This is a genomic window from Rathayibacter sp. Leaf248, assembly GCF_920939495.1.
In the GTDB taxonomy this organism is placed as follows: Bacteria; Actinomycetota; Actinomycetes; order Actinomycetales; family Microbacteriaceae; genus Rathayibacter; species Rathayibacter caricis.
Map to the genome: position 1 here is coordinate 1,977,640 of NZ_CAKLAV010000001.1, position 25,591 is coordinate 2,003,230.

Sequence of the window (25,591 nt, forward strand, 5' to 3'; positions counted from 1 at the left end):
GTTCTCGCTTACAAGAACGGACCTTTGCGGGCAACTCGACTCGCACTCGTCCGGGCGGATCATCTCTCGACGACGGGCAGCTCCGCGCTGGCCACGACGTCGCCGCCGGCCGCGACGATCTCGACGGCGGCCACCGACTCGCGCGGCACGGCCGCGTTCATCTCGCAGTCGATCTCGACCGCACTGCCCAGGAACGAGCCCGACGGCAGGCGCTCCCCCGACTCGGTGACCAGCACCAGGTCGTAGCTCTCGCCCACCGCGAAGCCGCTCGCCCTCAGCACCGTCTCGGTCCCCCAGGTGTGCGCGATGACGGAGCCCTCGACGTCGACCGCCGTCGACTCCTCGAAGGCGATCGTCTCGACGGCGCCGAGGGTTCCCGGCGGTCCGGCGACGGGCTGCTCGCCCGTGCCCTGGAGCAGTGTCGCGCCGAGCGCGCCGACGGCGACCGACGCCGCGACCGCTCCGACGGCGAGCGCGAGGCGACCGCGCCGAGGCCGCGCGGGAGCCTCCTCCTCCTCCTCGATGCGCAGCACGCGCGAGCGGAGCGCGGCCGACGCCTCGCCGTCCTCCCACCCGCCGAGAGCCCCGAGGCGGTCGACGACGACGCTGAACGCCGCCAGCTCGCGGTCGACGGTCGGGTCCTCGGCGCGCAGACGGTCGAACTCGACCGCCTCCTCGGACGAGAGCTCGCCGGCCAGAGCCGCGGCGATCAGCTCCTCGCGGCGTCCGCCGGGGTGCTCGGTGCCTGTCATGGTCGCTCCTGGTCGGTGGGGTCGGCCTCCGCGAGGTGGGTGCGGAGTGCTCGGAGAGCGTAGAAAGCGCGGGTGCGCAGCGTCGCGACCGGCACACCGGTGGCCTGCGAGAGATCGGAGTAGCTCTCGCCGCGGAGGTGGATCGCGACCACGACGGCGCGGTGCTGCTCCGTGAGCCGCGCGAGCGCCTCCGCCATCGCGAGCGGTTCGAGGGGGTCGCGCTCGTCGCCCGGGACCTCCTCGAGGACCTCCGCGTCGACGAGGCGGGGCAGGCGCTGCAGCGATCGGTGCACGTCGATCACGACGTTGCGGGCGATCGCGAACAGCCAGGTGCGCAGGCTCGCCCGCTCGGCGGAGTAGCCGGCGCGCGACCGCCACGCGCGGAGGAACGTCTCCTGCACGCAGTCCTCCGCGAGCTGGCGGTCGCGCAGCGCGTTCACCGCGAAGCCGAGCAGGGCAGCGCCGTGCTCGTCGTACGCGGCTGCGAGGTCGAAGCCGGCCCCGGGATGCAGCGGAGAGACCGGGGCGGGGTCGCGAGGGAGCCTCGTCACCGCGGGCTCCTCCCGTCGTCGCGTCGCCGTCGCCGTCATCGGCACCTCCCCGATCGTGGGCCGATCGGCCCGTCGAGAGGAGTACGTCCGCGCGGGACGCTCCGTTCATCCGGAGGCGGATCCCGAGTCTATGAAGAACTTCTCAGAAGCGGATGAACGCGCAGCACCCCGCGTCCGTACACCCCTGCATCGGGCCCACCCGGTCGCCCGCGAACGAAAGGCTCCACCATGACGAAGACGTCCGCCACCCGGAACCGCCTGCTCGCCCTGGGCGGCATCACCGCCGTCACCGCCGCCTCACTCCTCGCCGCCGCGCCCGCCCACGCCGAGACCGAGGTGGCCGCGCCGTCGAGCTTCACCAGCGCGTTCACCGTCATGGCCACGCCCGACCAGGTCGTCAACGCCGACTCCGTGGCGACCCCCGGCGAGGCGGGAGCCGCCGGCGAGATGACCTTCCGGGTCAACAGCGACCTCGAGATCATCTGCTACGACATCACCCTGACCGGCGTCACCGGCGAGTACCAGAGCCCGGCCAAGACCGCGACGCACATCCACCAGGCCGCGCTCGGGAAGTCCGGCCCCCCGCGGATCGCGTTCCCGAACCCCTCGCCGGTGGGCGACGGACCGCGCACCAGCTCGGGCTGCCTGCAGGGCCCGTTCACGACGGGCGTGCAGGCGAACGGCGCCGACACCGGCGCCGGCTTCTCGCTGAAGGCGCTCGAGGCCGACCCCGCCGGCTTCACCGGTGACGCGCACACCGCGTCCTTCGCCGCCGGAGTCGTGCGCGGCCAGCTCTCGCAGGTGCCCGTCGGCGGCCTGCAGACCGGTGGCGGCGCGACCGCGGCCGGCCCCGACGCCGGAGTGATCGGAGTCGCGGGCATCGGCGCCCTCGCCGCGCTCGGCGCTCTCGGGGTCGTCGTCGCCCGCCGACGCACCGCCTCCTGACTGTGGGCACTCGACTGAGGAGCGGTGCGGTCCTCTGCGCGGCGCTGCTCCTCAGCGGGTGCGCCGCGTCCGCGCCTCCCGCGTCCGAGGCGGCGGGAGCGGCGCCTCCCGCGGTCGCGTCCCCGCGCGCGACGACAGAGCCGGCGGCGGCCGCTCCGACGGCGACCACGCCGACCCCGTCTTCCCCGGCGACACCGCCCCCGACGGACTCGGCGCCGGTGGCGCCCGCTCCGGTCACGGCCGCCCCGACCCCCGTCCTGGGCGTCGGCGTCGAGCCCGCGCGCCTCTCCGTGCCCGCGATGGGCCTCGACGAGGCGCTGATCCCGCTGGGGATCGCGGCGGACGGGACGATGGAGGTGCCCGTCGACTACGACGACGTCGGCTGGTTCTCGGGCGGTGGCCGTCCGGGCGGGACCGGCCGCACGGTGATCGCCGCGCACGTCGACTCCCGCTCGGGCCCGGCCGTCTTCTTCCGCCTGGGCGAGCTCGGCGTCGACGACGAGATCGAGCTCACCGGAGTCGACGGCTCGCTGCACCGCTACCGGGTGACCGCGACCGAGGCGCACCCGAAGGCCGCCTTCCCCACCGCCGCCGTCTTCGGAGGCACCCTCGAGGACGAGGTCGTGCTCGTCACCTGCGCCGGCGACTACGACACGGCCATCGGCCGCTACGAGGACAACCTCGTCGTCTTCGCCTCCCGCCTCTGACGCTTCCCGACGGCCCTCCTCGACGGATCGACGACGAGCGCCACCCATCCGGCGAGAACGGCCGCCCCTCGCTCGGCCGTGCGGCCGTTCGCGACGGATCGGACACGACCCGCGGCCGAGCCGGTTGGACACCGGAACCGTCGTGCGCCACACTCGTCGGAGTCACGAGACCCGGACCCGTCTCGATCCGGAACCCGGCGACCGCGGAACACCGCGTCGCAGGGAGCGGGACGGCCCCCGGGTCGAGCAGGCGTTTCGGGTACGCCGCTCTTCCCCCGCCGTCCTCACGGGTGGGGTCGTCCAGGGTCGGCCCCACCCCTCTTCGCTCAGCGGCTCAGCGGCTCAGCGGCTCAGCGGCTCAGCGAGCCAGCGGCTCAGCGAGCCAGCCGAGCACCCCCTCACCCGCGCCGCGCGAACGCCCCGAGGCTGTACCCGAGCAGCAGCGCCGCCATCACGACTCCGGACGCCACCGCCATCGCCTCCGCCGCACCCGTCAGCAGCCCGATCCCGCCGAGCACGACCAGCAGCCCGCCCAGCAGCGCGAACATCTTCTCGTGGAACGCCCACGAGAAGGGCAGGAAGTGCAGACCCACGACCAGCGCGATGAGGGCGGGCCGCAGCGAACCGGCACCCGTCTCCTCCAGCAGCCGCGTGCCGACCGCGATGAGCGCCAGCTCGCCGACGACGCAGGCGAGGTAGACGGCGATGCCCACTCGTGTCGGAGGTGCGAAGCGGCCGAGGCCGCGCGGCCGGACGAACAGGAACCAGAGCGTTGCCGCGATCAGCGCAACGGCCCCGACCCTGACCACCAGCGCCGCAGCGCCGGAGGACGTGTACGAGAAGACGAACACCGCGGCTCCGGCCAGCCCGATCAGCGCACCGGTGCGGCGAGGATCGGCGAACCGGGGCGGGGCGGGAGCATCGTCGGTCATCGGGCGAGCCTCTCAGACGAGCACCGCGAGCGGTAGGCCGGGCTCCGCCGGCGACGCGACTCCCCTCGCCGACGACCGCGTCCCCGCACCCCTCCTGCCTGCGCGAGGATCGTCCCCGTGACCGCCTCGATCGAGTGCACGACCCGCTCCTCCCTCTCTCCCGCCGAGATGTTCGACCGAGCGCGGGACATCGGCCTGCACACCGCCTCGCAGTCCGCGGCCGACGAGCGCGCGGTGGCCGGAGTCGTCACCGGCCTGATCGGTCTCGGCGAGGAGGTGACGTGGCGGGCCCGCCACTTCGGTGCGCCGCTCCTCCTCACCAGCCGGATCACCGCGTTCGACGCCCCGCACCGCTTCGTCGACGAGCAGGTCCGCGGCCCGTTCGCCCGATTCCGGCACGAGCACCTCTTCGAGGCCGACGGCACCGGCTCCGTCATGATCGACCGTCTCGAGTACGCGGCTCCGCTCGGCCCGCTCGGCGGCATCGCGGAGCGCCTCGTCGTGACCCGGCACCTCCGCCGGCTGCTGCAGGCGCGCGGCGCCTTCCTCGCCGACCCCTGAAGCCGGGCCCGGTCCCATGAGAGCGCGCCCTGAAAGGGGGTCCGCCCCTCCGGTCCCCTTCACAGCGGCTGACTATGCTTGTGCCACCCACGACCGGCGAGTCCGTGCCGATCCGCGGGTTCGCGACCTCGACGCCCGGGGACCGGAGGGGGTGCACATGGCCGACCGGCCCAATCTGCGGCACGTCGCCGCCGTCGCCGGCGTCTCGCACATGACGGTGTCCCGCGTGCTGAGCGGTCATCCCAACATCAAGGAGTCGACCCGGCAGCGGGTCCTCGAGGCGGTCGACGAGCTCAACTACCGGCCCAACATCGCGGCCCGCTCTCTGGTCACGCAGCGCACCGACCGCATCGGCGTGATGGTCGAGAGCGGAGCCGAGTTCGGGCCCTCGAGCACGCTGCGGGCGATCGAGCGCGCGGCCCGCGAGAAGGGCTACTCGATCACGTCGGTCGCCCTGCGCGACGACCACGACATGACTCCGGTCGACGCGATCAACCACCTCACGGGCCTCGGGATCGACGCTCTCTGCGTCATCGCCCCGCGCTCCTCCTCGGTCGCGACCCTGCGCACCGTCGAGATCGGAGTGCCGACCCTCGTCGTCAAGTCCGACAAGGACCCCACCTTCCTCACCGTCTCGGTCGACCAGCAGGCGGGCATGGCGCAGGCCGTCGACCACCTCGCGGCGCTCGGCCACCGCGACGTGCTCCACATGTCCGGCCCGCTCGACTGGCTCGACGCCCGGGCCCGCGAGCGCGCCTTCCACGCGCGGGCGAAGGCGTGGGGCATGCACGAGCGGCCCATCGTGGTCGGCGACTGGACCCCCGACTCCGGCTACGACTTCGCGACCAGCCTGCGCTCGGTGCCCGACTTCACCGCGATGGTGGTCGCCAACGACGAGATGGCGCTCGGAGTGATCCACGGACTCGTCGAGCGCGGCATCCGCGTGCCCGAGGACGTGAGCATCATCGGCTTCGACGACCTGCCCACCGCGCGGCACTTCCTGCCGCCGCTCACCACGGTGAAGCAGGACTTCGACAAGCTCGGCTCGACCGTCGCCGAAGTGATCCACGCACGGATCCGCGGCCAGGAGATCCCGCAGCGCACGCGGATCCCCACGGAGCTGATCGTGAGGGAGTCGACGGCCGCTCCCCGGTCGTGATCCTTCCGGGACCTTCCCGGCCCCCGCGCTCGCGTATCATCGGCGGCACCCATTGGCGTGAGACATCTGCTCGCGCGCGACACGAACCGAGGGCGGCACGTGGCAGTTCAGTCGAGGACGACGGAGCGCTCCGCCGTCCCCGTCGTCGAGATGACGGGCATCACGGTCTCGTTCGCCTCGGGCCGCGCCCTCGAGGACGTCGGCTTCCGCCTGTTCCCCGGTGAGATCCACGGCCTGATGGGCGAGAACGGCGCGGGCAAGTCGACGCTGATCAAGACGCTCACCGGCATCCACCGCCCCGACGCCGGAGTGATCACCGTGGACGGCGTGGAGCGCAGCTTCTCGGGGCCCGCCGACGCCAAGTCCGCCGGCATCTCGGCCGTGTTCCAGGACGAGCGGCTGACCGACAACCTCAGCATCGGCGAGAACATGATGCTCGGGCAGGAGGTCCGCGGACGCTTCGGCATCTCGTGGTCGCGCACCCATCAGCGCGCGGCCGAGATGCTCGGCGAGCTCGGTCTGGGCGACCTCGATCCGCGCCTGCCGCTGCGCTCGCTCTCTCCGGCGATCCGCCAGCTGGTCGCGATCAGCCGCGCGATGGTCGATCATCCGCGCGTGCTCGTGCTGGACGAGCCCACGTCGAGCCTCGACCTCGGCGACGTCGCCCGCCTCTTCGCCGTGCTGCGGCGGCTGCGCGACTCCGGCGTCGCGATCCTCTTCGTCTCGCACTTCCTCGAGCAGGTCCTGACCCTCAGCGACCGCCTCACGGTGCTGCGCGACGGCGGCACCGTCGGCGAGTACCCCGCCCGGAGCATGGACCGCGCGGAGCTGATCGCGAAGATGATCGGCAAGGACATCGACGCGCTGCGGCAGATCGGCTCGGACCGCCGCGAGCACCGCCGCCAGCCCACCGGGCCCCCGATCTACCGGGCGTTCGGCCTCGGCCGGCGCGGAGCCGTCGCCCCGACCGACCTGGAGCTGCACCGCGGCGAGATCGTGGGCTTCGCGGGTCTGCGCGGCTCCGGGCGCACCGAGCTGGCCTCCCTCCTGAGCGGCGTGGATCGCGCCGACTCGGGCCGCGTGCTGATCGACGGCGAGCCCGCGCAGATCACCGACCCGGGCTCGGGCCTGCGGAACCGGATCGCGCACTCGAGCGAGAACCGCCGCGAGGACGGGATCATCGGCGACCTCTCCCTCCGCGACAACCTCGTGCTGGGCCTCCAGGCGCTGCGCGGCTGGGCGCACCCGCTCTCGGCGGCCGAGGCCGACGACCTGGTCTCCACGTACATCGAGGCGCTGAACATCACTCCGGCCGACCCGGACATCCCCGTGAAGTACCTCTCGGGCGGCAACCAGCAGAAGGTCGTGCTCGCGCGCTGGCTCGCGACCCGCCCCCGGCTGCTCGTGCTCGACGAGCCGGCCCGCGGGATCGACGTGGCCGCGAAGGTCGAGATCCAGGCGCACGTCTCGCAGCTCGCCAAGGAGGGCGTCTCGGTGGTCTACATCTCCTCGGAGCTCGAGGAGGTGGTGCGCCTCAGCGACCGCATCGTCGTGTTCAAGGACCGCGAGAAGATCGGCGAGGTCAGCAACGGCCCGTGGCTGACGGTCGACACGATCGTCGAGATGATCGCCGCGGACGCGGATCCGGACGTCGACGAGGACGACACTTACCCGTTATAAACCGGTCATTGCACCGCCAAGATTGTTCACGGTAACATTCGGAACAGGACGCGCTCCCGTCGTGTCCACGAGCACTGCAATCACCGCATCTCAGGGCCCCTGGGCCCCATTCCCCGGGTCTTCGGACCCACCCCATCCCGGGCGCTCCTCAGCGCGCCCGCGGTCTCAAGGAGGAGACACATGTCCACGAAGAGGCGTATCGGCCAGTTCCTGGGTTTCGCAGCGGTCGGAGCGATGGCCTTCGGCCTCGCAGGCTGCTCCGGAGGCGACTCGGAAGCAGGCGCCGGCGGCGAGGGCGACCTGACCACCATCGGATTCGTGGCCGTCGGCCCCGAGGGCGCGTGGCGCCAGGCGAACGAGACCAACATCGAGGACACGTTCACCGAGGAGGCCGGCTACGAGCTCAAGTACGCCCCCGCCACGAACGGCGACCAGAAGTCGCAGATCGACTCCTTCACCTCGTTCGTCGACGAGGGCGTCGACATCATCCTGCTCTCGGCCACCGAGGGCTCCGGCTGGGAGGACTCGCTCGAGCGCGCGCAGGAGGCCGAGATCCCGGTCATCCTGATCGACCGCGGCATCGAGCCGGACAACACCGACCTCTACGTCACCCGCATCGCGCCCGACAACATCGCGGTCAGCACCTCGGTCGCCGACTGGGCGCTGTCGACCTTCCCCGACGGAGCGAACTACTTCACGCTCGAGGGCCCCGCGGGCGTCTCGGTCGTCAACGAGCGCAACGAGGGCTGGGACGAGGTCATCGGAGCCGACTCCAAGTTCACCAAGCTCGGCGCGCAGACCGCCAACTGGTCGACCGAAGAGGCGAAGAGCGTCTTCGAGACCGTGCTGAAGTCGAACAACAACGACGTCCAGCTCGTCTTCGCCCAGAACGACGAGATGGGCCTCGGAGCCGTCCAGGCCGTCCAGGAAGCCGGCCTCACCCCCGGCACCGACGTCAAGATCGCCACGATCGACGGCACCAAGAACGCGCTGCAGGCCCTCGCCGACGGTGAACTCAGCTTCGTCGCCGAGTACAACCCGCTGTTCGGCGAGACCGCCCTCGACGCCGTCGAGAAGACGCTCGCCGGCGAGACCGTCGAGTCCTCGATCGTCGTCCCGAGCGAGACCTTCGACTCGCCCGAGGTGGCCGCCGAGGTCCTCCCCGACCGCAAGTTCTAGTCGGAACGGTCCAGTCGGAACCGTCTGATCGGACCCACCGGGAGGCGTCGCAGGTCGGCGCCTCCCGGGAGGCAGCACCACCAGGGCTCACGCCCACCCCTGCGGACGACGCGGGGCCCGGACGATCTCCGGGCCCCGCGTCTCCGTCCCTCGGCGTCACCGCTCCGGTCCGCCCCGCTCGAGAACGGAAGGACGCGACATGACAGCTTCGCCTCCGATCGTCGAGATGAAGAACATCTCGATCAGCTTCCCCGGTGTCAAAGCGCTCGACGGCGTCGACTTCCGCCTCTTCCCGGGCGAGGTCCACACGCTCATGGGCGAGAACGGCGCCGGCAAGTCCACGCTCATCAAGGCCCTGACCGGCGTCTACCGCATCGACAGCGGAGAGATCCTCGTCGCGGGCTCGCCCAAGCGCCTCTCCGGCACCGCCGATGCGCAGGCAGCCGGCATCTCCACCGTGTACCAGGAGGTGAACCTGGTCACGAACCTCTCCATCGGCGAGAACGTGATGCTCGGCTACGAGGTCCGCGGCCCCTTCGGCATCAACTGGAAGGCCACCCACGCGGCGGCCAAGGTCGCCCTGGCCAAGCTCGGGCTCGACCACCTCAACACCCGCCAGTCGCTCTCGTCGCTCTCGATCGCGATGCAGCAGCTGGTCGCGATCAGCCGCTCGACGGTGAGCGACTCGAAGGTCCTGATCCTCGACGAGCCGACCTCGAGCCTGGACGCGAACGAGGTCGAGAACCTCTTCGTCGTCATCCGGCGGCTGCGCGCGGAGGGCGTCGCGATCCTCTTCGTCTCGCACTTCCTCGACCAGGTCTACGCGATCAGCGACCGGCTCACGGTGCTGCGCAACGGCACGTACATCGGCGAGTACCTCACTCCCGACCTGGACCGCACCTCGCTCATCTCGAAGATGATCGGCAAGGACATCGCGGCGCTGCGCTCCCTCGACTCCGAGCGGGAGAACAGCGACCACCTCTACCGCGACGCGCCGCTCTACTCGGCCAAGGGCCTCGGCCGGAAGGGCTCGATCGAGCCCACCGACATCACGCTGCACCGCGGTGAGGTCGTCGGCTTCGCCGGCCTCCTGGGCTCCGGCCGCACCGAGCTGGCCCGCCTGATCTACGGCGTCGACAAGCCCGAGACGGGCGAGATCACGCTGCACGGCAAGAAGGTCGACGTGCCCACGCCCACCGCCGGGCTCGCGCACAAGATCGCCTTCGCGAGCGAGAACCGCCGCGACGAGGGCATCATCCGCGACCTCTCCATCCGCGAGAACCTGATCCTCGCGGTGCAGGCCAAGCGCGGCTGGGCCCGCCCCCTCTCCAAGAAGGAGAAGGACGAGATCGTCGACAAGTACCTCGTCGAGCTCAACGTGCGCCCCGCCGACCCGGACCGCCCGATCAGCAAGCTCTCCGGAGGCAACCAGCAGAAGGTCCTCCTGGGCCGCTGGCTCGCCACGCACCCCGAGATCCTGATCCTCGACGAGCCCACCCGCGGCATCGACGTCGGCGCGAAGGCCGAGATCCAGGAGAAGGTCGTCGCCCTCGCCGGCGAAGGCGTCGCCGTGATCTTCATCTCGTCCGAGCTCGACGAGGTGGTCCGCCTCAGCGATCGCATCATCGTGCTCAAGGACCACCGCGTCATCGCCGAGATCCTCAACGGACCCGCGGTGACAGCGGAGTCCATCGTCACTACCATCGCCGCAGAGGGAGTCGTCGACGAGGACGTCGTCGTCCTCGAAGGCGCCACGCAGGAGGCCGCATCATGAGCAGCGACACCCGAACCGGGAGGACCTCGCTCCTCACCGGCCTGATCCGGCGGCAGTGGTTCTGGGGAGCGGTCGCGATCGTCCTCCTCCTGCTGATCAACGTGGTCAAGGACCCCGGATACCTCTCGGTCTCCATGAGCCCGACGACCGGCTACCTCGTCGGCAACGTGATCGACATCGCGCGCGCAGCGGCTCCGATCCTGATGATCGCCGTCGGCATGTGCCTCGTCGTGGCGACCGGAGGAATCGACCTCTCGGTCGGCTCGATCATGGTCGTCGCCGGCGCCGTCTCGATGGAGTTCCTGAACGCCCAGGGCGCTCCCGACTCCCTCGGCGCCGCCGCGGCCGCCTTCGGCCTCGCCCTGCTGGTCAGCGCGGTGCTCGGAGCGGTCAACGGCGTGCTCGTGTCGGTGGTGGGCCTGCAGCCCTTCATCAGCACCCTCGTCGTCATGCTCGCCGGCCGCGGACTCGCGAAGGTGATCACCGGCGGCCAGAACACGGCCGCCACCAACGAGCCGTTCCGCTGGCTCGCCAACGGCTACGTCTTCGGCCTCCCGGTCGTCTTCCTCCTCGCCATCGCGATCGTCGTCGCGGTCGGCCTCCTGGTCCGCCGCAGCGCGCTGGGCCTGATGATCGAGGCCATCGGCATGGACGCCAAGGCCGCCCGCCTCGCGGGCATCAACCGCCGCGGCCTCCTCCTCACCGCCTACATCAGCAGCGGCGTGCTGGCCGGAGTCGCGGGCGTCTTCGCCACCGCGAGCGTCATGACCGTCGACACCTCCCGCACCGGGTACCAGCTCGAGCTCGACGCGATCCTCGCGGTCGTCATCGGCGGCACCTCGCTCGCGGGCGGCAAGTTCAACATCGCCGGCGCCGCGGTCGGAGCGATCCTGATCGCGACCCTCGACAAGACCGTGGTCTTCCTCGGCGTCTCCTCCTCCGCGACGCCCGCCTTCAAGGCGATCGTGATCGTCGCTCTCTGCCTCCTGCAGTCCGAGCGCGTCCGCTCCGCCTTCTCCCACCGTCGCGAAGCGCGTCGTCGCGCCCCGCAGAAAGAGGCGATCCCCGCATGAGCGCCCTGCTGACCCGCTCCGCCCCTCCGGCGAGCTCCGAGCGCACGAGCGCCCGCTCCTTCTTCAGCCAGCACCTCGACAAGCTGCCCACCGTGGCGGCCCTGGTGATCTTCGTCGGCATGCTCGTCTACGGCGAGGCGGCCTACGGCCGGATCCTGCAGGCCAGCACGCTGTCGAACCTCCTGGTCAACAACGCGCACCTGATCATCCTGGCCGTCGGGCTCACCTTCGTGATCCTGACCGGCGGCATCGACCTCTCGGTCGGCGCGGTGATCGCCTTCAGCAGCGTCAGCGGCGTGCTGCTGATCAACGCGGGCTGGAACCCCTGGCTCGTCATGGTCCTGATGGTCGTCATCGGATCGGCCTTCGGCCTGATCTCGGGCATCCTCATCCAGTACTTCGACGTGCAGCCGTTCATCGCGACGCTCGCCATGATGTTCCTCGCCCGGGGCCTCGCCTCGATGCTGAGCACGGTGCCCGAGCGCCTCCCCGAGGACTCGGCGGTCACCTCGCTCGCGACGCCGATCAAGCTGATCGACGGCCCGAAGGTCAACGACTTCGTGATCAGCCCCGGCGTGATCATCGCCCTGCTCGTGGTCGCCGGAGCGTTCTTCGTCCTGCACCGCACCCGCATCGGCCGCACGGTCTATGCGATGGGCGGCTCCGAGCAGTCGGCGGCCCTGATGGGCCTCCCGGTGCTCCGGACGAAGCTCTTCATCTACGTGATCAGCGGCACGCTCGCCGGTCTGGCCGGCGTCGTCTACACGGCCCGCCTCGGCAGCGCGCAGAACATCACGGGCACCGGATGGGAGCTCGACGCGATCGCGGCGACCGTCATCGGCGGCACGCTGCTCACCGGCGGGGTGGGCTTCGTGCTCGGCTCGGTCGTCGGCGCCCTGGTCCTGGGCCTGATGAACGTGCTGATCACCCGCGACGGCGGCATCCCCCCGGAGGCCACCACGATCATCACCGGCGGCATCCTGCTCGTCTTCGTCCTCCTGCAGCGCGCGGTCATGTCGCGCAGCAGGACCTAGCGGGCGCCCCTCCGACGCTCGCTGCGACGGCACCTCCGCGCCCCTGCCCGGGCGCGGGGGTGCCGTTCGAGCATCCGGTGATCGAGTGCGATCGATACCGCCGGAGCCCTTCACGTTGACGTGAACATCGTGTTACCGTGAACACGCCGAGAGTCTCGGCACCCCCCTCCCTCAGCAATGGTGCCGATCCAGGAGCAAGCGCGATGAAGCCCTACCTACGACCCCTCGTCCTGGCGACAGCCGCGGCGTTGGCCCTCCCCCTCCTCTCCGCGATGCCGGCCCAGGCCGCCGCGAACCCCGAGAACCTCGTGCTGCGCTACCAGCTGAACGAGACCAGCGGCACTGTCGCTGTCGACAGCTCGGGGAAGAACCGCAACGGCACGCTCGTCGGAGGTGCGAAGACCGGCGGCGACGCGGGCGTCGTCCTCGACGGCACCGACGACGCCGTGAAGCTGCCCGACAACATCCTCGCCGGGCTGAACTCGATCACCGTGAGCACCGAGGTGCTGGTGCGGCCCGAGCAGTCCGGCAACTACTTCGTCTACGGACTCGGCACCGCCGCGACCAGCAACTCCGGCGCCGGCTACCTCGCCACCCTCGCCGACAACCGCTACCGCACGACGATCACGCCCAGCAACTGGCAGGGCGAGCAGAACGCCGAGACCACGTCCCCGCTCCCCCGCGGTGTCTGGAAGACCCTCACCTACACGCTGGACGACGCGAGCGACACCGCCCGCCTCTACCTCGACGGCACCCAGGTCGCGGTGCAGACCGGCGTCACCACGAAACCCTCCGCGATCGGCGGCGGCACCACCACCTCCAACTTCATCGGCCGCTCCAACTACGCCGCCGACAAGACGCTCGCCGGCAGCGTGCGCGACTTCCGCATCTACGACAACGCGCTCACGGCCGCCGAGGTGACCGCCCTGCAGCCGACCGCGGCGACGAAGGCCACCCGCGACGCGTCCGCGCTGTCGCTCGGCGACCTCTCGGCCGTCCAAGCGAACCTCGCGCTGCCCGCGACCGGTGCCAACGGCTCCGCGATCACGTGGGCCTCGAGCGCTCCGCAGACGATCTCGACCAGCGGAGTCGTCACGCGGCCCGCCGCGTCGGCCGGCAACGCGACCGTCACGCTCACCGCCACGATCACGAGCGGCTCCGAGACCCGCACCAAGGCCTTCACCGCCACGGTCCTCTCGATGGCCGGCGACCAGCAGATCGTCGACGCGGCCGCCGCCGGCCTCTCGATCCCGGACCTCACCGATGTCCGCGGCAACATCACGATCCCCGCGGCTCCCGCCGGCACCTCGATCAGCTGGACCTCCAGCGACCCCGCGGTCGTCTCGACCGCCGGAGTCGTCACGCGCCAGTCCGCCGACCGCACCGTGACGCTCCGCGCCACCGTGACCAAGAACTCCGCCACCGCCACTCGCGAGCTCGTCGCCACCGTGCGCGCCGCGAAGCAGCTCGCTCCGCTCGAGGGCTACGCGTTCGCCTACTTCACCGGCAACAGCATCGAGGGCGAGAACATCTTCCTGGCCGCGAGCAAGGGCAACAACGCCCTCGCCTGGGACGAGCTCAACGGCGGTCAGCCCGTGCTGACCTCGACCTTCGGCGAGAAGGGCCTGCGCGACCCGTTCCTCATCCGCTCCCCCGAGGGCGACACGTTCTACCTGATCGCCACCGACCTCTCCATCGGACGCGACGGGAACTGGGACCGCTCGCAGCGCCAGGGCAGCCGCTACCTCGAGGTCTGGGAGTCGCACGACCTCGTGAACTGGTCCGAGCAGCGCCACGTGCTGGTCTCGCCCGAGACCGCCGGCAACACCTGGGCGCCCGAGGCGCACTGGGACGCCAGCATCGGCGCCTACGTCGTCTACTGGGCCTCGAAGCTCTACGCCGAGAACGACCCGAACCACACCGGCAACGTGAACAACGTGATGATGTACGCCACCACCCGCGACTTCACGACGTTCTCCACTCCGCAGGTCTGGCAGGACACCTCGCGCATCGACTCCACCGTGATCGAGCAGAACGGCACCTTCCACCGCTTCACGAAGGACGAGGGCGCGAGCGGCACCGGCTGCTCCGACATCATCCAGGAGAAGTCGACGCAGCTCCGCGCGCCGCTGACCGGCTGGACCACCGTCGACAGCTGCATCGGCCGCGACGCCGGAACCGGCGCCGTCGAGGGCCCCACCGCCTTCGCCGCGAACCCGGGCGACGTGAACGGCCAGACGAACTACCTCTTCGTCGACGAGTACGGCGGACGCGGCTACATCCCGCTGAAGACGGCCGACCTCAACGCGCCGAACTGGCAGGTCGCCTCGAACTACGACCTCCCCGCGAGCCCGCGCCACGGCACGGTCCTCCCGGTGACCGCCACCGAGCTCGCCGCCTTGCGCGCCGCCGAGCCGGCCGGCCCGACTCCGGTGACCGCGAACGCCGCCGGTGAGATCCTGCGCTACTCCTTCGACAACGGCTCGGGCACGACGCTCGAGGACGTGTCGGGCAACGACCGCGACGCGACGATCGTCGGCGGCGCCACCTGGCAGTCCGGCGCCCTCGCGTTCGACGGCACCGACGACCACGTCGACCTGCCGGACGACGTGCTGACCGGAGTCGAGGACATCACCGTCGAGGCCGAGGTCAAGATCGACCCGACCCAGGGCACGCCGTACTTCCTCTACGGACTCGGCAACTCGTCGAACAACGCCGGCAACGGCTACCTGTTCACCACTGGCGACTCGTACCGCACGAGCATCGCCTCCGGGAACTGGCAGACCGAGCAGACCGCCGGGACCGGATCGAACCTCCCCCGCGGCCAGTGGGCGAAGCTCACCTACACGCTCTCGGGCGGCACCGCGACGATCTACCTGAACGGCGCGAAGGTCGCCACGAAGACCGGAGTCACCACGACGCCGGCCGACCTGGGTGGCGGACGCACCGCGGCCAACTACCTCGGCCGCTCGCTGTACGGCGGCGACAAGCTGTTCAAGGGCGAGTACCGCGAGTTCGCGCTCTGGAACCGCGCTCTCAGCGAGAGCGAGGTGCTGACCCGCTCCGGGTCGGCCGACCAGATCGCCGGAGTCACGCTCACCGCACCCGACGTGCTGAAGGTCGCTCCGCTCGTCGACTCGACCGCCCGCACCGTCACCTTCGCGGTGAAGCCCGGCACCGACCGCTCGAAGCTGGCCCCCGTGTTCGCCACGGCGACCGGCACGACCTCCTCCCCCGCCTCCGGCACCGTCCGGGACCTGCGTACGCCGGTCACGTACACGCTCACGGCAGCGGGTGGAGCCACCGCCACCTGGACGATGAAGGCCGTCGAGATGAAGAGCCCGGTGATCCCCGGTCTCTACGCCGACCCGAACATCGTCGCGTTCGGCGACACCTTCTACATCTACGCGACGTCCGACGGGTTCCCGGGCTGGGGCGGCAAGACGTTCTACGTCTGGTCCTCCAAGAACCTCGTCGACTGGACGCGCTCGGCGCAGCCGATCCTCACCCTCGACGGCCAGAACGGGAACGTCCCCTGGGCGACCGGCAACGCGTGGGCGCCGACGATCATCGAGAAGGGCGGGAAGTACTACTTCTACTTCTCGGGCCACAACGCCTCGCTGGACCGCAAGACGATCGGAGTGGCCGTCGCCGACAGCCCCGCCGGTCCGTTCACGGCGCAGCCGACCGCGATGATCACCAACGGCGAATCCGTCACCTCGGGTCAGGCCATCGACCCGGCCGCGTTCACCGACCCCGCCACCGGCAAGAGCTACCTCTTCTGGGGCAACGGGGCGCCCGTCTACGGCGAGCTGTCCGACGACATGCTCTCGATCAAGGCCGGCACCATCAAGCGGATGAGCGGACTGACCGACTACCGCGAGGGCAGCTTCGTCAACTACCGCCAGGGGCTGTACCACCTGACGTACTCGATCGACGACACCGGCTCCGAGAACTACAAGGTCGGCTACGCCACCTCGACCAGCGTCGACGGCCCGTGGACCTACCGCGGCGTCCTCCTCGAGAAGAACCCGTCGCTGGGGATCCTCGCGACCGGCCACAACTCGATCGTCAACGTCCCCGGCACCGACGACTGGTACATCGCGTACCACCGGTTCGCGATGCCCGGTGGAGACGGCCAGCACCGCGAGACCACGATCGACCGCGTCACCTTCGACTCGGCGACCGGGCTCATGCAGAAGGTCGTCCCGACCCTCGAGAGCGTCGCACCGCAGACCATCACCGACCCGGCGCCGCTGCGTGCGACGATCACCGGTGCGGCGACGGTCGGCACGACGCTGACCGCGACCGCCTCGACTCCCTGGACCGCCACGGCGTACCAGTGGAAGCGCGGCGGAGTGGACATCGCCGGCGCGACCGCGTCGACGTACGTCCTGACCGCGGCCGACCGCGGCACGGTGGTCTCGGTGACGGTGTCGGCGACGAAGCCCGGATGGTCCCCCGCCACGGCGACGGCGCAGACCGCCGCGGTGGCCGGGACGACCGGTATCGTCGGCGCGACCACCACGACCAGCACCCGCTGCGTCGCCGGCAAGCCGGTGATCACGGTCACCGCGAAGAACCCGAACGCCTTCCCGGTCAAGATGACGGTCACCTCGTCCGCCGGCTCGAAGACCTTCGCAGAGGTCGGCGCCGGCAAGACGGTGACCGCGGCCTTCACCGCCCGCACGGCGAGCATCGCCGCCGGCGAGGTCACCACGACCTCGACCGCCTTCGTGGCGAACCGTCCCGCGACGGCGACCACCACGACCCCCACCTCCGCGATCAGCTGCGGCTGACCTCGGTTACCATCCGACACACAGAACCGCGGCGGCGACGGCGCCGCCGCGGAGAACGGAGAACACCCGCAATGAACACCCGAACGATCGTCTCCCGCGGAGTGGCCGGCCTCGCCGGCGGCTTCCTCCTCCTCGGCGTCGCCGGCACCGCGATGGCCGCCGAGCTCGACTCCAACGACGTCGACGTCAACGTCGAGATCACCGAGCTGCCCGGAGGCGGCACGCTGTCGATGACCGTCGCCGGCGACTCCACCGAGCTGACCGAGGAGGGCTCGACGTCCGTCATCCGCCAGTTCACGGGCACCCTGCCCACCGTGACCGTCGCCGACACCCGCGACCCCGAGGACATCCCCGCCGAGGCCGGCTGGTACGTCGTCGGATCCGCGTCCGACTTCACCAACACCGCCGGAGACGTCATCCCCGCCGGCAACCTCGGCTGGCAGCCTCGCGTGATCGAGGGCGGCGACACCGGTCTGGTAGCCGAGGGCGACCGCGTCGAGACGATCATCGACGAGGGTGACGACGCCGTCGGCCTCGTCGACCAGGAGCTCCTGGCCCTCACCAACCAGTCGGCCGAGGTCGCTCCCACCGGCCCCTTCACCGCGAACGCGGACCTCTTCCTGAGGACCGCCCCCACGGTCGAGGCCGGCGACTACTCGTCGACCCTCACCCTGTCGCTCTTCGAGTGACGCCGGGGGGCTCCGGCCTCCCGCACCCTTCGACGCGGTCGAGCAGCCACTGCTCGGCCGCGTCGCCCTTTCCCCGACCGTGGCATCCTGGACACCTCATGACCGATCAGCGACGATCCTCCCGCCGGCCGCGAGCCGCCCTCCGCACCCTCCTCGCCCTCGCGGTCGCCGCGGTGGCCGCGTCCGCGGCACCTCCCGCGCTCGCCGACGACACGGCCGGGCAGATCTCGTGGGCGATGCGCCCCGCCGCAGACGGCGCTCCCGACAAGCGCTCGTGGATCGAGCTCGATCTCGATCCCGGCGCCGAGGCGCAGGAGGAGGCCGCGGTCAGCAACCTCAGCACGCAGCCCGTGACCTTCCGCATCACCGCGGCCGACGGCTACTTCACCGACACCGGCCGCTTCAACATGCTCTCCTCCTCCGAGGAGTCGGTCGAGGCCGGCACCTGGATCGACGCTCCCGAGAGCGTCACCGTCGACCCCGGCGCCACGGCGATCGTGCCCTTCACGGTGACGGTCCCGGAGGACGCGGAGCCGGGCGACCACGCCGCCGGCATCGCCGCGTCCGTCCTCTCGGTCGGCTCCGAGGCGGGCGGTGCCGCCGTGGGCGTCGAGAGCCGCATCGGCTTCCGCGTGATGACCCGCGTGTCCGGCGACGTCTCTCCGGGAGTCGCGGTCGAGAACGTGCAGAGCGACTACCGCCTCTCCTGGAACCCGCTGCGTCCCGGCTCCGTGACCGTGGACGCCGAGGTGGTCAACACCGGCAACGTGCGCCTGCTGCTGGACGGCACGGTCAGCGCGCAGGGCGCCTCCGCGGCGCTCATCCCCGAGGACGCCACCGCGCAGGAGCTGCTGCCCGGCGACCGCCGCGCGGTGTCGGTGGCCCTCGACGACGTCTGGCCGCTGTTCTCGGTGCCGGTGGAGTTCACCGTGTCGCCGACCGTCGTCACCCCGTCGGAGGAGCAGATCGAGGTCGCTCCGGTCTCGGAGTCGTCCTCGGTGACCGCGATCCCGCTGCCGCAGCTGCTGGCCCTGCTCGGCATCGCGCTGATCCTCTTCGCCCTCTTCGCCGGGCGCATCCGCTCGCGCCGCCGCATCGAGCGGCTCGTGCGCGAGGCCAAGGAGGAAGGACTGCGCGAGGGCGCCCGCACGGGCGTCTGATCCGCAGGAGGCACGGCATGAGCACCGAGGACGACGCCCGCCGGATCGCCCTGGCGCTGCCGGAGGTGCACGAGCGGACCTCGTACGGGACGCCCGCCTGGGCCGTCGGGCGGACCGTCTTCGCCCGGCTGCTCGAGCGGCCGGGCGAGCTGCTGTGCTGGTGCGCCGACCTCGCCGAGCGCGAGGCGCTGTTGCACCGCGACCCGGAGGCGTTCACGACGACTCCGCACTACGACGGGCACGCGAGCGTGATCGTGCGGCTGGAGCAGGTGTCGGCGGAGGAGCTCGAGCAGGTGCTGCACGAGGCCTGGCGGGCGCGCGCTCCGAAGCGGTTGCTCGGCGCGAGCTGACGCGGCGCATCCGCCGGGACGTCGTTGTCCGACTACCCTCCGCCCGGAGCGGCGAGCGATTCCATCACGGAGTGCGCGAGATCGATCGGAACGCCCAGCGGCTGCGCCGTGAGAGGCACCACTTGCTGGTACCGGTGAAGCCCGACCGCCACGGCGACCGCGGCGTCTTCTCCGTCACGGACGATGGACGTGTAGTGCAGGCCCGGCACCTCCTCCGCCATGTTCTTCTCGAGGAGGGCGAGGTCGTGATGCAGCATCAGCCAGTGCCCCCAGACCGAAGTGCCGGGGTACGTCGCCCAGCTCGTCTCACTGACGGGCCGAAGTTCCATGTGGACGCGGAGAGTGTCGTAGAGGTCGTCGGCGGTGACGAAAGCCGGCACGTCGAGAACTCGACCAGTCACGAGAGCGAGCTTGGTCGAGGTGTTCGTGAAGGTGATCCCTCCAACGAGGAAACAGCCTTCGACCTGCGAGTCCTCCAGCCGCGTCAGCTCCGCGAGGAGATTGCCCCGGAACGTCGCACCGCGGGGAAGTGATGGACTAGCCGACAACCTGGTCGATCCAATCGGGGCAACGAACGAGCCCTACGCAGTAGGCAGTGATGACGCCTTGCGGGCTCCCTCCCACGTTACGGAAGTCGACGACTGTTCGCACCTGCTGCTGCCGGGTGATCTTCGTTCCGTTCCGCTGCTGGAAAGTGGTGAAGTATTCCCACGAGGTGCCGGACTCGGCGCGCGAGCTGTCCGGGTACTGAGTAGCGACCCGCGGAACGTTCCGGTTCATGTTGTGCTTCGTCCAGAGCTTGTTCTGAGCGTCGGCGCGAAGCACGACTCTGCGGCCGCGGTGGTCGTTCCAGCTCGACGCAACCGGACTCGCCATCGTCGTCATTCCACCACCCGCGACGCCGGAATCGACGACGCTCTGAGGCATGGCGGCAGTCGTCACGACATACCGTGCGCTGATCTCCGCGGCAGTCGCCACGGGCGCTCCTGACGCTCCGAGTACGACGGCCATGACCATGGTCGCGAAGAGGGCGGTCGTTCTGCGCTTCGACATCGAAACTCCTTCGACGTTGCGGCCGCGGTGGCCGCGCCCGGCCAGAGTAGGCAGCGTCGCAGAGTCGGCTCCAGGATCGGCGCGCGATCGCCCGGAAGGTGTTGCGCGGAGTCCGACCGCTGGCAGCGTGGTTGACCCTCGTGAAAGGGGTCGCCTAGGCTGGCGGACGTGCCGGGAAAACGCATTCCTGCTTCCCGGACTCCATCGATGCCGAGGGATTCAATGCCGAATTCGTTCCTACGTCCACGCCGTCCGGTCCCGACCGGGCCCGCCTCCTCCCGCCGGGCCCTGCGCTCCGGCCTCTGCCTCGCCCTGGTCGCCGGCGTCTCGTTCGCCGCCGCCGCCCCCTCCTCCGCCGCCCCGCTGACCGCGCCCGCCGCGAATCCGCTGCTCACCCAGCAGCTCGAAGACCTCGACCGCGGAGTCGTCGCCCTCGCCTCGCCGGACGGCGGGGTGTTCGTCAGCTGGCGGCTGCTCGCGACCGAGGTAACCGGCTCCTCCGCGACCGGCATGGTCGGCGCCGACTTCGCCGTACTCCGCGGCACCGAGCGGATCGGAGTCGTCACCGACAGCACCAACCTGCACGACCCCGACGGCGCCCCGGGAGACGCGTACCGGGTCGTGCCGATCGTCGACGGCGAGCCGGGCGAGCCCAGCGCTCCCGCCACGGCCTCGGCCGACGCGTTCGAGACCCTGCCGCTGCAGAAGCCGGCCGACGGAGTCACTCCGGCCGGCGAGGCGTACACCTACAGCGCCAACGACATGAGCGTCGGCGACATGGACGGCGACGGCGACTACGAGTACGTCGTGAAGTGGTACCCGTCGAACGCGAAGGACGTCTCGCAGAAGGGGTACACCGGGAACACCTACCTCGACACCTACGAGGCCGACGGCACACTGCTGCACCGCATCGACCTGGGCGTCAACATCCGCTCGGGCGCGCACTACACGCAGTTCATGGTCTCGGACTTCGACGGCGACGGCCGCTCCGAGATCATGACGAAGACCGCACCCGGCACCCGCGTGCTGCCCGGCGGTGACGCCTCCGGGGCGGAGTCGATCACCCTGCTGCCCGAGGACGTCGCGGCCGGCGTCACCGCCGACGACGACTACAGGATGTCCGCGGCCGACTACCGCGGGCACCTCATCGGGGTCTTCCAGGGCTGGGGCGAGCGCGAGGAGGTGACGAGCGGGCAGTGGCCCGCGACCCTCGAGGAGGCGTTCGGCACCACTCCGACGCACGAGTACCCGCTCGACCGCGCCGGCGCCGAGGAGCTCGTCGACTACTTCATCGACGTCTACGCACCCGGCCGCAGCGACCGCAACGACCTCACCACCTTCGAGGGCTTCGTCCTCACCGGCCCCGAGTACCTCACCGTGTTCGACGGCGAGACCGGAGCCGAGCTCGAGACCGCCGCCTACGAGCCGGGCCGCGGCGACGACGGACTGCTCTGGGGCGACTACGCGATGTCGCGCATCGAGCCCGGCAACCGTGTCGACCGCTTCCTCGCCGGAGTCGCGTCGTTCGACGGAGAGACCCACTCGGCCGTCTTCGCCCGCGGCTACTACACGCGCGCCGTCGTCGTCGCCTACGACTGGGACGGCTCCGACCTGACGCGGCGGTGGATCGCCGACAGCGGCCACGTGCCGATGACGAACCCGTTCAACGACGGCCCGCACGGTCGCGAGGGCACCAGCGAGGAGTGGGGCCGCCTCACCACGCAGGGCTTCCACTCGCTCAGCGCCGCCGACGTCGACGGCGACGGCCGCCAGGAGATCGTCTACGGCTCCGCGACCCTCGACGACGACGGGAGCCTGCTGTACACGTCGTTCGACACCCTGCCCGAGGGCAGCGCGGCTCCCGGCACCGAGGCGGGACTCGGCCACGGCGATGCGATGCACGTCACCGACATCGATCCCGCCCGCCCCGGGCTGGAGGTCTTCACGGTGCACGAGGGCGGCGCGTACGCCCCGTACGGCTACGCGCTGCGCGACGCGGCCACCGGAGAGGTGCTCTTCGGCGCCTACACCGGCAAGGACACCGGTCGCGGCATGATCGGCGACATCGACCCCGCCCTGCCCGGCCAGGAGGTCTGGGCCGTCGGCACGCTCAGCGCGAGCGGCGCGCCGCTCTCGGACACGCAGCCGGGCACCAACCAGAGCATCCGCTGGGCGGCCGACATGACCACCCAGATCGTCGCGAGCACGACGATGCAGGACGCGACTCCCGTCACTCCGACGATCGTCACCGGTGCCGGCGAGGTGCTGCTCTCGGCCGAGGGGACCGTCACGAACAACGGCACGAAGGGCAACCCTTCTCTCGTCGCCGACGTGCTGGGCGACTGGCGCGAGGAGCTGCTGCTGCCGACCGCCGACTCGAGCGCGATCCGGATCTACTCGAGCACCGAGGTCACCGATCGCAAGCTGACGACGCTGATGCACGACCCGCAGTACCGGGTCGAGGTCGCGCGCCAGAACACCGCGTACAACCAGCCGTCGTACACCTCGTACGGCCTGGCGAGCGACATCGACTGGTCGACGGTGCCGGTGCTCGCGCAGGAGGGGACGCCGGCGCCGACGCCTGGACCGACCGTCGAGCCGACTCCGGGACCGACCGCGGAGCCGACTCCCGAGCCGACCGCGACCGCTCCGGCGCCCGTCGCGCCGGGTCCCGAGCCGACCCGCACCGCGGCGCCCGGCGCCTCGGGCGGCTCGCACGGAGGGCTGGCGTCGACCGGAGCCGACCTGTCGCTGCTCCCGGCCGGAGTCCTCGCGCTCCTGCTCGGCGGCGCCGCCCTGCTGATCGGCTCCCGCCGCCGCTCCTCGAGCACGGACTGATCCCGTGCCCCAGGTCGGCATCCGCGACGTCGCCGCCCGCGCCGGCGTCTCGGTGACCACCGCCTCGTACGCGCTGAACCGCCCCGAGCGGGTGTCCAGCGCGGCGATGGCGGCGGTCGCCGACGCGGTCGCCGCCCTGGGGTACATCCCGAACGTGGCCGCCCGGCAGCTGCGCGCGGGCAAGAGCATGGCGGTCGGCATGGCCGTCGTGAACCTGGGCAACCCGTTCTACGCCGAGCTCGCGCTCGGAGCGGAGCACGGCGCCGAGGAGGCGGGCTACTCCCTCGTCCTCGGCGCCACGCAGGACTCCGCGGCCCGCGAGCTGCGCTACCTCGACCTGTTCGCCCGCCAGCGCGTCGACGGCGTGCTGCTCGCGCCGATCGCGTCCTCGCTCGACCACCTCGACGTCTTCGAGCACCGCGGCGTGCCGGTCGTGCTGGTCGACCAGGTCGATCCGCGCGGCCGACTGCTGTCGGTCGCCCTCGACGACGTCCTCGGCGGTCGGATGGCGGCCGAGCACCTCCTCGCGAACGGGTGCCGCCGCCTCCTGTTCCTCGGCGGCACCCTCGGGATCCCGCAGGTGCGCGACCGCTTCGACGGCTGCTCGGCGGCCGTCCGCGCGTCGGGCGCCGCCTTCTCCTCGATCGAGACCGTCGGCATGGGTCCGGGCCTCGGCCGGGAGCTGGGCGAGCGGATCCTGGCGATGCCGGCGGACGAGCGGCCCGACGGGATCTTCGCCGCGAACGACGAGTTGGCGCTGGGCGTCATGCAGAGCCTGGTCCGCGGCGGCGTCTCGATCCCCGGCGACATCGCCCTCGTCGGCTACGACGACATCCCGTTCGCCGACGCGGCCGTCGTGCCGCTGACCTCCATCCGGCAGCCCACCCACCGCATGGGCGAGCGCGCTGCCGAGCTGCTGATCGCGGCGATCCGCGGCGACACCGATGTCCGCTCCGCCGGCTTCGAGCCCGAGCTGATCGTCCGCGCGTCGACCGGCGGGGTGCGCTGAGAGCCGTCGCCGACTCGTGAGCACCGCCTGCCATCATGGGCGGGTGAAGGAGTCGATCGAGCGCTGGTCGACTCCGGCCGACTGCATCGCGGTGATCGCGGGCGCCGCCGTCCTGATGTCCGTCGGACAGTCCCGATGGGCCGCGGCCCTGTGCGGGCTGCTGCTGGCCGCGATGCTCTGGTACCTCTCCCGCCGCGGTGCGCTGCTGACGGAGCGCGCACTCCGGCGCCTCCTCCCCGACGCCGTGCTCTTCCCTGCGCGGGGCCACGACGCGGGCGACGATCTGGGAGTGAAGGACCTGACCGACCGGCTCGCCGAGAGGGCGCATGCCTGGACCGTCTCGATGCATTACGTGCTGAGCATCGACGACGAGCGGATCGCGGTGTGGCGGGCGGATCCCCCGCGAGAACTCGTCGCGCTCCCGCTCGCGGACGTCCTGTCCGCCGAGGCGGTCCACGTGAACGGGGTGGATCCGATCCCCGCACTCCGGATCCTTTGGCGGCACGGTGCCGAGGAGGTCGAGTCGGACTTCCTGCTCGTGTCGAGGTCGCTCCCCTTCGTGCGCGGCTACTCGTACGAGCTGGCGGCCGAGGCTGCGGCGCAGATCAGCGCACGGCTCGGCCGGGTGGCCGACGCCTGACCGTGGCCGAGGTGGCAGGATGCGACGATGCGCATCCTCGTCCCCGTCGACCGGCCCTGGGAGATCGTCGGCGGCGGGCCGGACGACGTGTCCGTCGCGTCGGACGGAGTCGTGCTGCGGACGCTGCTGAGAACGGGCACGCGGATGGTCCGGGACGCGGTGCTCGCCACCCCGACCGACCGCCGGGCCGTGGCGGCGCTGGCGGCCAGGAGCCTGCTGCTCGAGACGACCGTGTTCGCCGGCTCGCGGGCCGAGAACCGTGCAGCCATGGAGGCGGTCTCGGTGCAGGCCGACGTGCTCGCCGCGACCGGAGGGGACTGGGAGCCGCTCGACGTCGACGGTACGACGTTCGCGCTCTGGACCACGCGGTTCGACGCCGGAGTCGCGGCCGCCGCTGATCTCGGACCGTGCGTCCTCGCGGCGTGGAGCGCCGACGCCTCGGTGAGGTTGCCTGCGCTGACGCTGGTCGACGCTCCGGAGTAGCGCGGCGAGTGGTCGCGGAACGGGCCGGCGGGCGCCTTCAGAGCCCGACTCGTGCCGACTCGCGGCGATGACGGACTCCGAGTGGGCCCGAACCGGGCTCTCGGAGCGGCGCAGGCCCCGTTTCGGGGCCGCTCGGCCACCGTGCATGCGGTGGGGGATCTCGATACGCCCGCTGCGCGGGCTTCTCGATCGGCGAAGTCCCCCGCTGGTCGAGTAGCGCGCA

General features: G+C 71.3%; 22 protein-coding genes. 17 read left to right on the top strand and 5 right to left on the bottom strand.

The genetic code is table 11. The annotated features are described in order from the left end of the window. Positions 1 to 59 precede the first annotated feature (59 nt). Positions 60 to 752 (bottom strand): hypothetical protein, encoded by a 693-nt coding sequence (locus tag LRG51_RS09635; protein WP_230672471.1) that lies wholly within the window; start codon positions 750 to 752, stop codon positions 60 to 62. After that, positions 749 to 1,303 (bottom strand): sigma-70 family RNA polymerase sigma factor, encoded by a 555-nt coding sequence (locus tag LRG51_RS09640; RefSeq protein ID WP_230672473.1) that lies wholly within the window; start codon positions 1,301 to 1,303, stop codon positions 749 to 751. Before LRG51_RS09640 ends, LRG51_RS09635 begins: the two co-directional genes overlap by 4 nt. Positions 1,304 to 1,531: 228 nt before the next feature. On the opposite strand from LRG51_RS09640, the gene LRG51_RS09645 reads away from it, so the two are divergent. Further along, positions 1,532 to 2,248, top strand: coding sequence for a CHRD domain-containing protein (locus LRG51_RS09645; RefSeq protein ID WP_055785632.1), 717 nt, complete (start codon positions 1,532 to 1,534; stop codon positions 2,246 to 2,248). 218 nt (positions 2,249 to 2,466) lie between these two features. After that, a complete protein-coding gene (locus LRG51_RS09650) occupies positions 2,467 to 2,955 on the top strand; it encodes a class F sortase (protein ID WP_230672475.1) in 489 nt (162 codons plus the stop codon). A 398-nt stretch (positions 2,956 to 3,353) separates the two neighbouring features. Here the strand turns inward: LRG51_RS09650 and LRG51_RS09655 are convergent, their stop codons facing one another. Beyond that, on the bottom strand, positions 3,354 to 3,887 hold the full coding sequence (locus tag LRG51_RS09655; RefSeq protein ID WP_055785628.1) for a DUF7010 family protein: 534 nt from the start codon (positions 3,885 to 3,887) through the stop codon (positions 3,354 to 3,356). 117 nt (positions 3,888 to 4,004) lie between these two features. Here LRG51_RS09655 and LRG51_RS09660 point away from each other — a divergent pair, with 117 nt between their 5' ends. The 11 genes from LRG51_RS09660 (at position 4,005) to LRG51_RS09710 (ending at position 19,345) form a co-directional block, all read left to right on the top strand. Then, positions 4,005 to 4,448, top strand: coding sequence for an SRPBCC family protein (locus LRG51_RS09660; RefSeq protein ID WP_200930950.1), 444 nt, complete (start codon positions 4,005 to 4,007; stop codon positions 4,446 to 4,448). A gap of 157 nt (positions 4,449 to 4,605) precedes the next feature. Then, the gene (locus tag LRG51_RS09665) at positions 4,606 to 5,607 is read left to right on the top strand and encodes a LacI family DNA-binding transcriptional regulator (RefSeq protein ID WP_055785626.1); all 1,002 of its coding nucleotides are present in this window, start codon (positions 4,606 to 4,608) and stop codon (positions 5,605 to 5,607) included. Positions 5,608 to 5,757: 150 nt separating this feature from the next. After that, a complete protein-coding gene (locus LRG51_RS09670) occupies positions 5,758 to 7,287 on the top strand; it encodes a sugar ABC transporter ATP-binding protein (protein WP_230673112.1) in 1,530 nt (509 codons plus the stop codon). A gap of 180 nt (positions 7,288 to 7,467) precedes the next feature. Further along, positions 7,468 to 8,466 carry an ABC transporter substrate-binding protein gene (locus LRG51_RS09675; RefSeq protein ID WP_170116336.1) on the top strand — a complete coding sequence of 333 codons (999 nt, stop codon included), beginning with the start codon at positions 7,468 to 7,470 and terminating at the stop codon, positions 8,464 to 8,466. 199 nt (positions 8,467 to 8,665) lie between these two features. Then, the gene (locus LRG51_RS09680; RefSeq protein ID WP_055785620.1) at positions 8,666 to 10,240 is read left to right on the top strand and encodes a sugar ABC transporter ATP-binding protein; all 1,575 of its coding nucleotides are present in this window, start codon (positions 8,666 to 8,668) and stop codon (positions 10,238 to 10,240) included. Next, a complete protein-coding gene (locus tag LRG51_RS09685) occupies positions 10,237 to 11,313 on the top strand; it encodes an ABC transporter permease (RefSeq protein WP_055785615.1) in 1,077 nt (358 codons plus the stop codon). The genes LRG51_RS09680 and LRG51_RS09685 overlap by 4 nt, the downstream gene beginning before the upstream one ends. Further along, positions 11,310 to 12,347, top strand: a complete 1,038-nt coding sequence (locus LRG51_RS09690) for an ABC transporter permease subunit (protein ID WP_055785612.1) — start codon at positions 11,310 to 11,312, stop codon at positions 12,345 to 12,347. The genes LRG51_RS09685 and LRG51_RS09690 overlap by 4 nt, the downstream gene beginning before the upstream one ends. Before the next feature lie 203 nt (positions 12,348 to 12,550). Beyond that, on the top strand, positions 12,551 to 17,146 hold the full coding sequence (locus LRG51_RS09695) for a family 43 glycosylhydrolase (protein WP_230672476.1): 4,596 nt from the start codon (positions 12,551 to 12,553) through the stop codon (positions 17,144 to 17,146). Positions 17,147 to 17,217: 71 nt separating this feature from the next. Next, positions 17,218 to 17,835, top strand: coding sequence for a hypothetical protein (locus LRG51_RS09700; RefSeq protein ID WP_055785604.1), 618 nt, complete (start codon positions 17,218 to 17,220; stop codon positions 17,833 to 17,835). 98 nt (positions 17,836 to 17,933) lie between these two features. Then, positions 17,934 to 18,995, top strand: a complete 1,062-nt coding sequence (locus LRG51_RS09705; RefSeq protein ID WP_230672477.1) for a WxL protein peptidoglycan domain-containing protein — start codon at positions 17,934 to 17,936, stop codon at positions 18,993 to 18,995. A 17-nt stretch (positions 18,996 to 19,012) separates the two neighbouring features. Then, positions 19,013 to 19,345 (top strand): MmcQ/YjbR family DNA-binding protein, encoded by a 333-nt coding sequence (locus LRG51_RS09710; protein ID WP_230672478.1) that lies wholly within the window; start codon positions 19,013 to 19,015, stop codon positions 19,343 to 19,345. A 32-nt stretch (positions 19,346 to 19,377) separates the two neighbouring features. Here LRG51_RS09710 and LRG51_RS09715 read toward each other — a convergent pair whose 3' ends face one another. Then, on the bottom strand, positions 19,378 to 19,725 hold the full coding sequence (locus LRG51_RS09715) for a hypothetical protein (RefSeq protein ID WP_230672479.1): 348 nt from the start codon (positions 19,723 to 19,725) through the stop codon (positions 19,378 to 19,380). A 157-nt stretch (positions 19,726 to 19,882) separates the two neighbouring features. Beyond that, entirely contained in the window at positions 19,883 to 20,398 is a 516-nt protein-coding gene (locus LRG51_RS09720; RefSeq protein ID WP_230672480.1) for a hypothetical protein, read from the bottom strand. Between the two features lie 222 nt (positions 20,399 to 20,620). Between LRG51_RS09720 and LRG51_RS09725 the strand changes: the two genes are divergently transcribed. Genes LRG51_RS09725 through LRG51_RS09740 form a run of 4 tightly spaced genes read left to right on the top strand, consistent with a single transcriptional unit; the run spans position 20,621 to position 25,368 of the window. Further along, positions 20,621 to 23,236, top strand: coding sequence for a rhamnogalacturonan lyase family protein (locus tag LRG51_RS09725; RefSeq protein WP_230672481.1), 2,616 nt, complete (start codon positions 20,621 to 20,623; stop codon positions 23,234 to 23,236). 4 nt (positions 23,237 to 23,240) lie between these two features. Further along, positions 23,241 to 24,245 (top strand): LacI family DNA-binding transcriptional regulator, encoded by a 1,005-nt coding sequence (locus LRG51_RS09730; protein WP_230672483.1) that lies wholly within the window; start codon positions 23,241 to 23,243, stop codon positions 24,243 to 24,245. A 43-nt stretch (positions 24,246 to 24,288) separates the two neighbouring features. Then, complete coding sequence (locus LRG51_RS09735) at positions 24,289 to 24,885, top strand: hypothetical protein (RefSeq protein ID WP_230672485.1); 597 nt, start codon at positions 24,289 to 24,291, stop codon at positions 24,883 to 24,885. Between the two features lie 27 nt (positions 24,886 to 24,912). Then, positions 24,913 to 25,368 carry a hypothetical protein gene (locus tag LRG51_RS09740; protein WP_230672487.1) on the top strand — a complete coding sequence of 152 codons (456 nt, stop codon included), beginning with the start codon at positions 24,913 to 24,915 and terminating at the stop codon, positions 25,366 to 25,368. Positions 25,369 to 25,591 lie beyond the last annotated feature (223 nt).